This window comes from Stenotrophomonas sp. YJH_SMC_25, from assembly GCF_059369595.1.
Genome location: NZ_JCAFSV010000023.1, coordinates 1 through 12,852, shown reverse-complemented (window position 1 = coordinate 12,852; position 12,852 = coordinate 1). Strand labels below are relative to the sequence as shown.

Annotated in this window: 10 protein-coding genes and 1 pseudogene; 6 read left to right on the top strand and 5 right to left on the bottom strand. The window is 65.5% G+C overall.

Features of this window, described 5'->3' with window-relative positions:
- Positions 1-419 precede the first annotated feature (419 nt).
- Positions 420-731: pseudogene (locus AC5P7E_RS20205) on the top strand (hypothetical protein); the annotation flags it as partial.
- Positions 732-929: 198 nt separating this feature from the next.
- Here the strand turns inward: AC5P7E_RS20205 and coaE are convergent.
- The 3 genes from coaE to AC5P7E_RS20190 are packed head-to-tail and all read right to left on the bottom strand — an operon-like array spanning position 930 to position 3,683.
- On the bottom strand, positions 930-1,541 hold the full coding sequence (gene coaE / locus AC5P7E_RS20200; RefSeq protein ID WP_111687604.1) for a dephospho-CoA kinase: 612 nt from the start codon (positions 1,539-1,541) through the stop codon (positions 930-932).
- A gap of 11 nt (positions 1,542-1,552) precedes the next feature.
- Positions 1,553-2,416, bottom strand: coding sequence for a prepilin peptidase (locus AC5P7E_RS20195; protein WP_005410800.1), 864 nt, complete (start codon positions 2,414-2,416; stop codon positions 1,553-1,555).
- Between the two features lie 7 nt (positions 2,417-2,423).
- Entirely contained in the window at positions 2,424-3,683 is a 1,260-nt protein-coding gene (locus tag AC5P7E_RS20190) for a type II secretion system F family protein (protein WP_005410799.1), read from the bottom strand.
- 353 nt (positions 3,684-4,036) lie between these two features.
- Here AC5P7E_RS20190 and AC5P7E_RS20185 point away from each other — a divergent pair, with 353 nt between their 5' ends.
- The 3 genes from AC5P7E_RS20185 to pilB all read left to right on the top strand — a co-directional run bounded on the left by AC5P7E_RS20185 (position 4,037) and on the right by pilB (position 6,995).
- Positions 4,037-4,477 carry a pilin gene (locus AC5P7E_RS20185; RefSeq protein ID WP_005410798.1) on the top strand — a complete coding sequence of 147 codons (441 nt, stop codon included), beginning with the start codon at positions 4,037-4,039 and terminating at the stop codon, positions 4,475-4,477.
- Between the two features lie 154 nt (positions 4,478-4,631).
- Positions 4,632-5,039 carry a pilin gene (locus AC5P7E_RS20180; RefSeq protein ID WP_114619185.1) on the top strand — a complete coding sequence of 136 codons (408 nt, stop codon included), beginning with the start codon at positions 4,632-4,634 and terminating at the stop codon, positions 5,037-5,039.
- Between the two features lie 222 nt (positions 5,040-5,261).
- On the top strand, positions 5,262-6,995 hold the full coding sequence (gene pilB / locus AC5P7E_RS20175; protein WP_005414305.1) for a type IV-A pilus assembly ATPase PilB: 1,734 nt from the start codon (positions 5,262-5,264) through the stop codon (positions 6,993-6,995).
- 126 nt (positions 6,996-7,121) lie between these two features.
- Here the strand turns inward: pilB and AC5P7E_RS20170 are convergent, their stop codons facing one another.
- Complete coding sequence (locus AC5P7E_RS20170; RefSeq protein WP_049452342.1) at positions 7,122-8,495, bottom strand: sigma-54-dependent transcriptional regulator; 1,374 nt, start codon at positions 8,493-8,495, stop codon at positions 7,122-7,124.
- A gap of 60 nt (positions 8,496-8,555) precedes the next feature.
- Positions 8,556-10,169, bottom strand: a complete 1,614-nt coding sequence (locus tag AC5P7E_RS20165) for a sensor histidine kinase (RefSeq protein WP_005414304.1) — start codon at positions 10,167-10,169, stop codon at positions 8,556-8,558.
- A gap of 357 nt (positions 10,170-10,526) precedes the next feature.
- On the opposite strand from AC5P7E_RS20165, the gene sucC reads away from it, so the two are divergent.
- Positions 10,527-11,696, top strand: a complete 1,170-nt coding sequence (gene sucC, locus AC5P7E_RS20160) for an ADP-forming succinate--CoA ligase subunit beta (RefSeq protein ID WP_004154430.1) — start codon at positions 10,527-10,529, stop codon at positions 11,694-11,696.
- A gap of 21 nt (positions 11,697-11,717) precedes the next feature.
- Positions 11,718-12,593 carry a succinate--CoA ligase subunit alpha gene (sucD, locus tag AC5P7E_RS20155; RefSeq protein WP_005410793.1) on the top strand — a complete coding sequence of 292 codons (876 nt, stop codon included), beginning with the start codon at positions 11,718-11,720 and terminating at the stop codon, positions 12,591-12,593.
- The last annotated feature ends 259 nt before the right edge of the window (positions 12,594-12,852 follow it).

Here is a 12,852-nt window from a genome sequence, read left to right as displayed (position 1 = left end):
CCTGTGTCGCTTGTGACACTGAATCCCCTGCACGCGGACATTGCATCACAGGCCCGACACGACACCACCGTGATCGCTGCCGCGTCCTGCGCGTGTTCCAACGCACGCATTCGCAAGCCCGCGCCGCACTTGGGAATTTCCTTACAGATTGCCGTGCGCGGCGATGGCCTGATGACCTGGCCGGGGTAGGTGCCTTGGCCGGGATTGGCGTCCTGAAATCAACTGTCAGATGGAAAACTTCCGATGCCTCGCGCGGCATCGCGGACAATGCACTGTGCTCGCTTCATGGCGGGCGGTGCGTGGGGATTCCCGGGAATCCGCCGGAGTTTCCATCCATCTGGGAGTTGTCCGGTACGCCAACCCGCACCGTCCGCCACCTTGCATCTGCAGGTTGCCTGCCGTCTGCGAGGAGCTTCACCATGTCCACCCGCGCGCTGTTCCCCCAGTTGCACGCCCTGATCGGCGATGCCGCCCACCTGCTGCCCGCCGACGTCGCCGAGCGGGTCGAAGTTCTGCTGGATGACCCCAGGGACCTGCTGCCCGCCCTGCTGGCGCGCATGGATGGCCGCGACGCCGCCGACGGCCAGCGGCTGGATGTGCAGGGGGCCAGCCCGGCGCAGGCCGCCACGATGGCTGGTCTCAGCCGCACGCTTGCCGGCCTGAATACCCTGATTCAGCTGCTGCACGCTGCCGAAATCGCGCGGGAGCAGGGTGGCGCCCGCCAGCAGCTGGAGTAGATCCACGCCACGCATGGATGCGCTTTGGTAGTGCCGGCCGCTGGCCGGCAATCGAATCGGCCAGTAGATCCACGTCACGCATGGATGCGCTTTGGTAGTGCCGGCCGCTGGCCGGCAATCGAATCGGCCAGTAGATCCACGCCACGCATGGATGCGCTTCGGTAGTGCCGGCCGCTGGCCGGCAACCAGGCCTCAAGCCCCGGCCAAGCCCAGATACCGCGCATGCAGCTGTTCCACCTGCACCTGCAGGTCCTCCGGCTGCCCATCATTGACCACCACGTCATCGGCCAGCGCCAAGCGCTGTGCGCGGCTGGCCTGCGCAGCAATCATCCGGTCGGCCAGCGCAGCATCAATGCCATCGCGCTGCATCAGCCGGGCGTGCTGCACGGCTTCCGGTGCATCCACCAGCAATACCCGGTCCAGCCAAGGATAGGCCTTCCGCCCGCCCACCTCGGTCAGCAGAGGAATGGCCGCAATCGCATAGGGGCTCTCAGCCTGCTCGCACTGCTGTTGCATCAGCAGGCGGATGGCCGGGTGGGTGATGGCTTCCAGCGCCGTCCGCTCGGCCGGATCGGCAAAGACGTGGGCGCGCAGGCGGGCCCGGTCCAGGCTGCCGTCGGCCAGCAGCATGTCGGCGCCGAAACGCTCGGCAATACGGGCCAGCGCCGGGCTGTCGGCAGCCACCACGGCCCGGGCGGCCAGGTCGGCGTCGGCCACCACGATGCCCAGCGCCTCGAAGCGCCGGGTCACCTCACTCTTGCCGGCGGCGATGCCGCCGGTCAGGCCAACCACATAGCGGCTCATGGGGACTCCCCTCAGCGCAGCCCGCTCATCACCATGTACTGCTCCACCAGCGGCGCACCCCACATGAAGTACAGCCAGCCAGCAATGGCCAGGTAAGGGCCGAACGGAATGGGCGTGGCGCGGTCACGGCCCCGACTGTACAGCCAGATCGAGCCGATGATGGCGCCCAGCACCGAGGACAGCAGGATGATCGGCAGGATGCCCTTCAGGCCACACCAGGCACCCAGGGCCGCCAGCAGCTTGAAATCGCCGTGGCCCATGCCTTCCTTGCCGGTCAGCTGCTTGAACAGCCACCAGACCGTCCACAGCGACAGGTAGCCCACCGCCGCGCCCACCAGGGCGGGCTTGGCCGGCATGTAGAGGTTGTCGATGCTGCCTATCAGCCCCAGCCACATCAGCGGCAGGGTGAGCTGGTCGGGCAGCAGCTGGGTGCGCAGGTCGATGCCGGACAGCGCGATCAGGAAGCAGGTCAGCACGATGGCGCCGAAACCCTGCCAGCCGAAGCCGAACTGCCAGACGCAGGCCACCACCAGCAGCGAGGTCAGCGCCTCCACCAGCGGGTACTGCAGCGAGATCGGTGCCTTGCAGTGGCGGCACTTGCCGCCCTGGATGATCCAGCTGAACAGCGGGATGTTCTCGTACCAGCTCAGCTTGTGCTTGCAGTGCGGGCAGTGCGACGGCTCGACCACGATCCCCGGTGGGGGCGGTTCATAGAAGTCCGGTTCCTCCAGGACTTCGCGCGCATCGCGCTTCCACTGCCATTCCAGCCGCTTGGGCAGGCGCAGGATGACGACGTTCAGGAAACTGCCCAGCAGCAGTCCGAAGGCGGCCGCGGCGGGGTAGCCGAGGCCAGGATGCTGGTCGAGAAAAGCCATGTATGTGTTATCCGACGACGGCGCCGAGTTTGAAGATGGGAAGGTACATGGCAATCACCATGCCGCCCACAATGGTACCAATGAACACCATGATCATCGGTTCCAGCAGGCTGCTCAGGGCATCCACCGAATTGTTGACCTCCTGCTCATAGTACTCGGCCACCTTGAACAGCATGGCGTCCAGCGCACCGGCTTCTTCGCCGATGCCGGTCATCTGGATGACCATGTGTGGGAACAGGTTGGTCTGCTTCATCGACATGTTCACCGGGTAACCCACCGAGACGTCGTCGCGCATGCGCAGCACCGCCTCTTCGTACACGGTGTTGCCGGTAGCACCGGCCACGATGCCCAGCGCCTCCACCAGCGGTACGCCGGCCTTGAAGGTCACCGCAGTGGTGCGCGAGAAGCGGGCGATGGCGCTGTTGTGCATGATCTGCCCGATCACCGGCACCTTCAGCACGAACCGGTCCATCGCATGCTGCATCTTCGGCGAGCGCTTGTAGGCCATGATCGCACCGACAGCGGAGCCCACCACGATCAGGAATATCAGCCACCACCACGACACCATGAACCGCGAGAGATTCACCACCATCTGGGTGAAGGCGGGCAGCTCGGCACCAAAGCTCTTGAACACGTCCTCGAACTGCGGGACCACGAACACCAGCATGATGCCGCTGACCAGCATCGCCACCACCACCACCATGATCGGGTAGAACAGCGCTTTCTTGATCTTGCCCTTCAGCGCTTCGATGTTCTCCTTGTAGGTGGCCACCGTGTCCAGCACGGTTTCCAGCACGCCGGCGCCTTCGCCGGCCCGCACCAGGTTGCGGTACAGCTCGTCGAACTGCACCGGGTGCTTGCTGACCGCTTCGTACATCGAGGAACCGCCCTCGATGTCGGTGCGGATGGTGTCGACCAGCTTCTTCATCCGCGGGTTCTTGTGCCCGCTGGCGATGATGTCCAGCGCCGACACGATCGGCACGCCGGATTTCATCATCGTGGCCATCTGCCGGCTGAAGAAGGCGATGTCCTTGGGCTTGACCGGGCTGCCGGAGGCGCCGAACAGCGGCTTCGGCTTGGGCTTGACCTGGCCCGGGTTGATGCCCTGGCGGCGCAGCTCGGCGCGCAGCAGGTTGGCGTTCTTGGCCAGCTGCTCGCCCTTCATCTTCACGCCCCGCTTGTCGGTCCCCACCCAGACAAACGGCTGCAGTTCCATGGTGGCGCGCGCCACCGGCTCTTTCTTGATCGCACTGCGACTGACAGACATGTTGGCTCCCCAAGACCCGCCATCCCCAGGCGGGTAACTAGCCATCGATGGTAGCGGGTTCAAGGCCGGATGGGCAGTTGGCAGGGGGCCCAGCGTGCGATTTCGTGCCGGGTGCCGACCAAAGGTGACGTACTGCGTCACATTGCCGCGTCCATCGCAGATTCGGAAGCGGGGGGTTCCCATCCGCGAAATTGCTGCCATCATGGGCGCGGGGAAATCCAGGGGGAGGCGTGCCGGGGTTGGCACGCAACCTGCGTTGATCCACCCGCAGGGCATGGGGCCCGCTCAACCGGCGCTGTCCGGTCCGATCCCGTGCACTGAACTCAACCACCACTATCTTGGGGATGTACCAAATGAAGAACCAGAAGGGCTTCACCCTTATCGAACTGATGATCGTCGTCGCGATCATCGCCATCCTGGCCGCCATCGCGCTGCCGGCATACCAGGACTACACCGCCAAGTCGAAGGTCACCGCTGCGCTGGCCGACCTGGCTTCGCACAAGACCCAGTTCGAGATGGAAAAGAGCGCCGGTCGTGTGCCGACGCCGGCGACCGCGGGCTTCCAGGCTGAAGAAACCGGTTCCTGCTCGGTCATCGCTGTCGCCGATACCGGCATGACCTGCACCATCCGTGAGCCGGGCAGCCGTATCGGTGCCGGTGCCCAGCTGGCGCTGCAGTACACCGATACCGTGACCGACGGCACCGGTGCTATCACCACCCCGGGTGGCTTTGCTTGCGTTGTTAAGGGTATGGACGACAAGTTCATCCCGAAGGGTTGCACCAAGGGCAAGTAATTGAGTAAGCCTTCTGCGCGTTGAGAGCTTTAGCTCGAACCGCGCGCTGGTAAGAAGACACAAGGCCCGCTTCGGCGGGCCTTGTGCTGACCGGGCTGGCAAAGTCCGATCAGCACACAGCAATGGGGATTGCTGCAAAAACACAGGGGGAGTCATGCAGATTCAAAAGGGCTTTACGCTCATCGAACTGATGATCGTGGTGGCTATCATCGCCATCCTGGCGGCGATCGCGACGGTGGCGTTCCAGCCATACATCGTCCGCACTCAGTTGACCGCCGCGCTGGCCGATCTCACACCAGGCAAGACCAAGGTGGAAATCCTCGTCAATGAGGGCCGTTCGGCCAGCCTGGTCACGCCGAACTACATCGGTGTCGCCCAGAACGCCCACTGCTCGAACGTCGAAGCCGAACTCAGCGACTCCGGTGTCGGCCACATCAGCTGCACCCTCAAGGGACACAGCGCGCTGGACGGCAAGGACCTGATCCTGCGCCGCTCCGCCGAGGGCATCTGGAGCTGCGATGGCAGCGCGTTCGAAGCGCGCTATCGCCCGACCGGCTGCTGATCACACTTCAGCGCTCCGATGGGATGCTGGCTGCCCCTTGACGGGGCTATCATCCCCGGGGGAGTCAGGATCGTGCCTGCCGGGCCGGGAGTGCCGGGCAAGGCAGTGTTGCTCATGGATTGGCGATGCCGGTGGCCATTGGGTCGCGGCGGGTTCTGCTGCCCCGTGCGGTGTCCGTGCAAGAAGCACGGCATGGCATGACCCCATGAGCCAAGGATTCATATGAACGCTGTCACCACCGCCAATCTTGTCGGCATCACCGGCCTGGCCCGTCGCCTGGTGCAGGACGGGGCCCTGGACGAGGCCACCGCCCGCGACGCCATGGCCAAGGCCGCCGCCGCGCGCCAGCCGCTGCCGACGTGGTTCGCGCAGAACAAGCTGGTCAATGCCTCGCAGCTGGCCGCCGCCAATGCGGTCGAGTTCGGCATGCCGCTGTTCGACGTGTCCACCTTCGACGCCAGCCAGAACGCGATGAGCCTGGTCAGCGAGGAGCTGCTGCGCAAGCACAACGTGCTGCCGCTGTTCAAGCGCGGTGGCAAGCTGTTCGTCGGCACCAGCAACCCGACCCACTCGCTGGACGAGATCAAGTTCCACACCAACCTGGTGGTCGAGCCGATCCTGGTCGACGAGGACCAGATCCGGCGCACGCTGGAACAGTGGCACGCCAGCCATGACACCCTCGGCGATGCTCTGGGTGGCGATGACGATGGCATGGGCAACCTGGACGTGGCGGCCGGCGACGAGGATCTCGGCGCCACCGGCGGCGATTCCGGCATCGATGCCAAGGGTGACGACACCCCGGTGGTGAAGTTCGTCAACAAGGTGCTGGTCGATGCGATCCGCAAGGGCGCATCGGACATCCACTTCGAGCCCTACGAAGACGATTACCGCGTGCGCCTGCGCATCGACGGCCTGCTGAAGATGGTCGCGCGCGCACCGGTGAAGCTGAACCAGCGCATCGCCGCGCGCCTGAAGGTGATGGCACAGCTGGACATCGCCGAGAAGCGCGTCCCGCAGGACGGCCGCATCAAGCTCAACCTGTCCAAGACCAAGCAGATCGACTTCCGCGTCAGCACGCTGCCAACCCTGTTCGGCGAGAAGGTGGTGCTGCGTATCCTCGATGGCAGCGCGGCCAAGCTGGGCATCGACAAGCTGGGTTACGAGCCGGACCAGCAGAAGCTGTTCCTGGATGCCATCCACAAGCCGTACGGCATGGTGCTGGTGACCGGCCCGACCGGTTCGGGCAAGACGGTGTCGCTGTATACCGCGCTGGGCATCCTCAACGACGAGACGCGCAACATCTCCACCGCCGAAGACCCGGTGGAAATCCGCCTGCCGGGCGTCAACCAGGTACAGCAGAACAACAAGCGCGGCATGACCTTCGCCGCGGCGCTGCGCTCGTTCCTGCGACAGGACCCGGACATCATCATGGTCGGCGAAATCCGCGACCTGGAAACAGCGGAGATCGCGATCAAGGCCGCGCAGACCGGCCACATGGTGCTGTCCACGCTGCATACCAACGATGCGCCGCAGACCATCGCGCGCCTGATGAACATGGGTATCGCGCCCTACAACATCACCAGCTCGGTGACGCTGGTGATCGCCCAGCGCCTGGCGCGTCGCCTGTGCGGCAACTGCAAGCGACCGTCCAGCCTGCCCGAACATGCGCTGCTGGCCGAAGGCTTCACCCAGGCGCAGCTGGATGCGGGCATCGAGCTGTACGAGGCCGTGGGCTGCGACGAATGCACCGAGGGCTACAAGGGCCGGACCGGCGTCTACCAGGTCATGCCGATGACCGATGAGATCGCCACCATCGTGCTGGCCGGTGGCAATGCGCTGCAGATTGCCGAGGCGGCGCAGCAGATCGGGGTGAATGACCTGCGCCAGTCGGCATTGAAGAAGGCGGCGGCGGGCATTACCAGCTTGGCCGAGATCAACCGCGTCACCAAGGATTGAGGTAGATCCACGCCATGCGTGGATGACGCGATGCATGGGGTTGCCGGCCAGCGGCCGGCACTACCAGTTCGGTCGTACGCGCCGGGTCAGAGCCCTTTCCTTTGGAAAGGGATCCGGCCCCCGGGTTTACTCCATCCCCAGCTTCTTCAGCTTGTAGCGCAGCGCACGGAAGGTAATGCCCAGCTGCGCGGCGGTACGGGTCTTGTTCCAGCGGTTCTCTTCCAGCGCACGCTGGATGGCGCTGCGCTCGAGCTGCTCGATGTAGGAGGGCAGGGCAGCGCTGCCCGGCTGCAGGTCGGCCACCGCTTCGGCGGGCGCCGCACTGCCGGGAGCACGCGGCGCGTGCTGTGGCAGGCGCAGGTCATCGGCGCCGATGCAGTCTTCCTCGGCCAGGGCCAGCGCACGTTCCAGGATGTTCTCCAGCTCGCGCACATTGCCCGGGAACGCGTACTGCGCCAGGGCTTCCAGCGCCGAGGGCGCCAGCAGCGGGGTGGCGCGGCCGTGGCTGCGGGCCAGGCGGGCCAGCACGGCGGCGGCCAGTTCGGGCAGGTCCTGGCGGCGTTCGCGCAGTGGCGGCACCTTCAGTTCGATCACGTTGATGCGGTAGTACAGGTCGTGGCGGAAGCGCCCGTCCTCGACCAGCTCGGCCAGGTCCTTATGGGTGGCCGAGAGGATGCGGACATCCACCGGCTCCTCGGTGGCCGCGCCCACCGCGCGCACCGACTTTTCCTGGATCGCGCGCAGCAGCTTCACCTGCATCTGCAGCGGCAGTTCAGCCACTTCGTCCAGGAACAGGGTGCCGCCGTGCGCAGCCTGGAACAGGCCAGGCTTGTCAGCGTGTGCGCCGCTGAAACTGCCCTTGCGGTGGCCGAAGAATTCGCTCTCCATCAGCTCGCCGGGAATGGCGCCGCAGTTGACCGGCACGAACGGGCCGGCCGCGCGCGCGCCCTGGGCATGGATGGTGCGTGCAACCAGCTCCTTGCCGACGCCCGACTCGCCGAGGATGTAGACCGGCGCCTGGCTGCGCGCGACCTTGCCGATGGTGGTGCGCAGCACATCCATGGCCTGCGAGTGGCCCAGCAGGCGTCCGCCCTGTTCGGCGTTGGGGCCCGGTGCGGGGCGCTCGGCGTTGTTGAGTTCCAGCGCGTGCTTGACCAGTCCGCGCAGCACCGAGATGTCCACCGGCTTGCTGACGAAATCGAACGCACCGGCCTTCAGTGCCTCCACGGCGAGATCCATGCTGCCGAATGCGGTGATCATCGCCACCGGCGTGCGCGGGTAGTGCTGGGCGATCTCGCTGACCAGTTCGATGCCGTTGCCATCGGGCAGGCGCATGTCGGTGATGCACAGGTCGTACGGATTGCTGGCCAGCAGCTCACGTGCCTCGGCCAGGTTGGCGGCGGTACTGATGCGCAGCCCCATGCGGCCGAGGGTCAGCACCAGCAGTTCGCGGATGTCGCGTTCGTCGTCGACGACGAGGGCGCTGCGGGTTTCATTCATGGGCGTGAAAGATAAACGAGGGGGCTGGAAGCGACAAATGTTTGACGCACAGAATGGGGATCAGCTCGGCAGCAGCGTATGTGGACCGGGCAGCACCAGGCGGAAGCAGGAGCCACCGGCCGGCACCGCGATGTAGTCCAGGCGGGCCTGGTTGGCCCTGCACAGCTCGCGCGCGATGTACAGGCCCAGTCCCGTGCCATGCTCGGACGTGGTGAAGAAGGGCCGGAACAGCTGCGCAGCCACGCTCTCCGGGATACCCGGGCCACGGTCCATCACGTCGATCACCGCGCTGCGTTCGTGCTGGGCCACGCGCAGCCGCACCCGTGCAGGCTGCTGGCCGATGCGGCCGTACTTCAGTGCGTTGTGCACCAGCACGGTCAGCACCTGGTAGAGATGCTTGGCGTCGACCTGGGCCATCACCGATGTGTCGCTGATGATCGGTTCGATGCTGTCGGTCTCCAGGGTCTGGCCCTGCTTGTACTCCAGAACGAAGCGGCGCACGAAGGCGACCAGGTCCACGTTCTCGGGCGTGGCGCGTTCGCGCCGTGCCAGGCCCAGCACGCTCTCGACGATGCCGTTGGTGCGCTGGCACTGCTGGCGGATGATCTGCAGCAGGCGGCGGTCGCTTTCGTTGAAGCCGGTGCCTTCCTCGAGCAGCTGCACGGCATAGTTGATCGCCGCCAGCGGATTGCGGATCTCGTGCGCCAGGCTGGCCGAGAAGCGGCCCATGGCCGACAGAGTGAGCGATTCGGCGCGGCGCGAGACCACGCTGGAATCGTCCAGGAACACCAGCGCAAGGTCGCTGCCGGCCAGCAGGCGGGCAAAGCGTGGCTGCACTTCCGGCTGGTCGGGGTTGAGCTGCAGCGGCAGTTCGTCCTGTGCCCAGCCATTGCGCCAGCGCTGCAGCCGGCGCGCCAGTTCCGGTGCGGCACTGGCCAGGTCCAGGCGCCCGCTTTCGCCGTTGCCGTCGTTGTCGCCCAGCAGCATCGAGGCGGCTTCGTTGGCCAGGGTGATGCGGTTGTCGGCGTCCACCACCAGCACGCCGGTGCGCATGCGGCGGATGATCAGTTCGTTGATCTGGAACAGGTTGGCGACTTCATCGCCGCGCTGGTTGGCCAGCTGCTGGTTGCGGCGGGCGCGGTTGCCCACCTGGTAGCTGATGAAGGCCAGTGCCAGGTAGCTGGTAGCGAACATCGCCAGTTCGGCGAGGGTGCGGGTGGGGTCGCCGCCTTCCAGCAGCTTCCAGGTGTACTCGACGCCGGTGGCCAGGCTGGCGGCCAGCGCCAGGCCCAGTCCCAGGCTGAGCGGTAGCAGGGTGGCGGCGGCGGCGATGTTGAACAGCAGCGACATCGAGATACCGGCACTGGCGCCGGGCAGGGCGTGCGACAGCAGGGTGGCAGCCACGATATCCACCAGCACGCCACTGACCACGATCGGGCGCAGCCAGCGTTCGTTGCGGCCGACCACCAGGGCCAGCAGCGACAGGGCCAGATAGATGACCGCAACGACATCGGCCAGCCGCGGGTGGTGGGCTTCGCCGACCATGGCCGACAACGGGCTGTAGAGCAGGGCGGCAATGACCGTAGCGATCAGCACCCGGTACAGCGCGAAGAAATACAGTTCACGCCGCGGAATCGATTCGATGCGGTCAATCAATGAAGCACTGGGTGACACGCCGGAACTCCCCTTCTGGCTGCCTGGGTCTGGATTCTGCGGCGGACCTGGCCGACGTCCCCTGAAGCCGGGCCGGCACGTCGCGTTTGCAAAGGGCAGTATAGGGCCCCCGGCCGGGCGCCGCCGAAGCGGCCCGGATCGCGCATTTGGCCCGGTGCGGACACCGGTGGCCAGCCCCGGCGCGGGTGCAACTGCCTGAATGACGGTGGAAATCTGCCCGCGTCTGGCGTTTTGTACAGACTTCTTTGCGCCCCGGCGCCGGCTCGGCCACAATAGTGGGCCCGCCGCGGTCCATGCCGGCGCCCCGCCGGGGCCCTGAGGAATTGCGTGCGGTCGTTCCTATTCCCACGGTGACGCATGAATTTCCACGAATACCAGTCAAAACAACTGCTTGCCGAGTACGGCATCCCGGTCCCGGCCGGCAAGGTCGCTGCGACCCCGGACGAAGCGGTTGCCGCTGCCAACTCCCTGGGCCAGGGCCCCTGGATGGTCAAGGCGCAGATCCACGCTGGCGGCCGCGGCAAGGCTGGCGGCGTCAAGTTCTGCAAGACCACCGACGACGTGAAGGCCGCTGCGGCCAAGATGCTCGGCACCAAGATGGCCACCTACCAGACCGCTGGCGTTGAACTGCCGGTCAACCTGGTGCTGGTGACCACCGCCGGCGAGATCGTCAAGGAACTGTACCTGTCGGTGCTGGTCGACCGTGGCACCAAGACCATCACCTACATCGCCTCTTCGGAAGGCGGCGTGGAGATCGAGCAGGTCGCCGCTGAAACTCCGGAGCTGATCCACTCGCTGAACGTCGACTTCGTCGAAGGCGTACAGGGTTACCACGGCCGCGATTTCGGCTTCAAGCTGGGCCTGACCGCCAAGCAGGCCGGCCAGTTCGCCAGCATCATGGTGAACCTGTACCGCCTGTTCAACGAAAAGGACCTGGCCCTGGTTGAAATCAACCCGCTGGCCATCCTGGACGACGGCAACCTGTACGCGCTGGACGGCAAGTTCGACAGCGACGACAACGCCGCGTTCCGCCAGAAGGCCCTGGTCGCCATGCGCGACAAGACCCAGGAAGATCCGACCGAAGTGATCGCTTCGGAACTGGACATCAACTACGTCACCATGGACGGCAACATCGGCTGCATGGTGAACGGCGCCGGCCTGGCCATGGCCACCATGGACGTCATCAAGCTCAACGGCGGCGAGCCGGCGAACTTCCTGGACGTGGGCGGCGGTGCCAACAAGCAGCGCGTCATCGAAGCCTTCAAGCTGATCCTGTCCTCGGACAAGGTCGAAGGCATTTTCGTCAACATCTTCGGCGGCATCGTCCGCTGCGACATGATTGCCGAAGGCATCATCGCCGCCGTGAAGGAAGTGGGCGTCAAGGTTCCGGTCGTGGTGCGCCTGGAAGGCACCAACGTGGAAGAAGGCAAGCAGCTGCTGCGTGACAGCGGCATGGCCATCATCCCGGCTGACAACATCAACGATGGCGCCAAGAAGATCGTTGAAGCTGTCAAGAACGCCGCCTGATACCGACACCAAGGAATTCCAATGTCTGTTTTGATCAACAAGAACACCAAGGTGATCGTGCAGGGCTTCACCGGCCAGCAGGGCACCTTCCACGCCACTCAGATGATCGAGTACGGCACCCAGGTTGTCGGCGGCGTGACCCCGGGCAAGGGTGGCACCACCCATATCGACCTGCCGGTCTTCAATACCGTTGCCGACGCCGTGCAGAGCACCGGCGCCAACGCCTCGGTCATCTACGTGCCGCCGCCGTACGCGGCTGACGCGATCCTGGAAGCCGCTGCTGCCGGCATCAAGGTCATCGTCTGCATCACCGAAGGCATCCCGGTGCTGGACATGCTGCGCGTCAAGAACGTGCTGACCCGTTCGCATCCGGACACCGTGCTGATCGGGCCGAACTGCCCGGGCGTCATCACCCCGGGTGAGTGCAAGATCGGCATCATGCCGGGCCACATCCATCAGCCGGGCAAGATCGGCATCGTGTCGCGTTCGGGCACCCTGACCTATGAAGCGGTCAAGCAGACCACCGAAGTCGGCCTGGGCCAGTCCACCTGCATCGGCATCGGTGGTGACCCGATCAACGGCCTGAACTTCGTCGACTGCCTGAAGCTGTTCAACGAAGACCCGCAGACCGAAGGCATCATCATGGTTGGCGAAATCGGCGGCGACGCTGAAGAAGCCGGCGCCGAGTACATCAAGAACCACGTGAAGAAGCCGGTCGTCGGTTTCATCGCCGGTGCGTCGGCTCCGGCCGGCAAGCGCATGGGCCACGCCGGTGCGATCGCCTCGGGCGGCAAGGGCACTGCCGAAGGCAAGTTCGCCGCCATGGAAGCGGCCGGTGTTGTCACCGTCCGCTCGCCGGGCGACCTGGGCGCTGCCATCGCCAAGCTGGTGAAATAAGATCGACTGCCTCCGGCAGACGATGCTGTAGAGCCGGCCGCTGGCCGGCTGCTTGAAAACAGAAAGGCCGCCTCCGGGCGGCCTTTCTGCGTCTGGCGCCCTGGCCATCCCGGCAAGCTCATCCACGCATGGCGTGGATCTTATCTCTTGCCAATCTGGCACCTTGGGTGCCGAGAGCCCGGCGTGGGCGACCGTGTGGATCCAGGTCTTGCGACCGAGAAGTAGCTTGGGTCCCCACGCCGGATTCTCCCTGAACCGC

Bases quoted from the DNA above. Each gene is read 5' to 3' on its own strand.
- pilB (WP_005414305.1), top strand. From the start codon at position 5,262: ATGAACGCTGTCACCACCGCCAATCTTGTCGGCATCACCGGCCTGGCC.
- AC5P7E_RS20190 (WP_005410799.1), bottom strand. From the start codon at position 3,683: ATGTCTGTCAGTCGCAGTGCGATCAAGAAAGAGCCGGTGGCGCGCGCC.
- sucC (WP_004154430.1), top strand. From the start codon at position 10,527: ATGAATTTCCACGAATACCAGTCAAAACAACTGCTTGCCGAGTACGGC.
- sucD (WP_005410793.1), top strand. From the start codon at position 11,718: ATGTCTGTTTTGATCAACAAGAACACCAAGGTGATCGTGCAGGGCTTC.
- coaE (WP_111687604.1), bottom strand. From the start codon at position 1,541: ATGAGCCGCTATGTGGTTGGCCTGACCGGCGGCATCGCCGCCGGCAAG.
- AC5P7E_RS20170 (WP_049452342.1), bottom strand. From the start codon at position 8,495: ATGAATGAAACCCGCAGCGCCCTCGTCGTCGACGACGAACGCGACATC.
- AC5P7E_RS20185 (WP_005410798.1), top strand. From the start codon at position 4,037: ATGAAGAACCAGAAGGGCTTCACCCTTATCGAACTGATGATCGTCGTC.
- AC5P7E_RS20180 (WP_114619185.1), top strand. From the start codon at position 4,632: ATGCAGATTCAAAAGGGCTTTACGCTCATCGAACTGATGATCGTGGTG.
- AC5P7E_RS20195 (WP_005410800.1), bottom strand. From the start codon at position 2,416: ATGGCTTTTCTCGACCAGCATCCTGGCCTCGGCTACCCCGCCGCGGCC.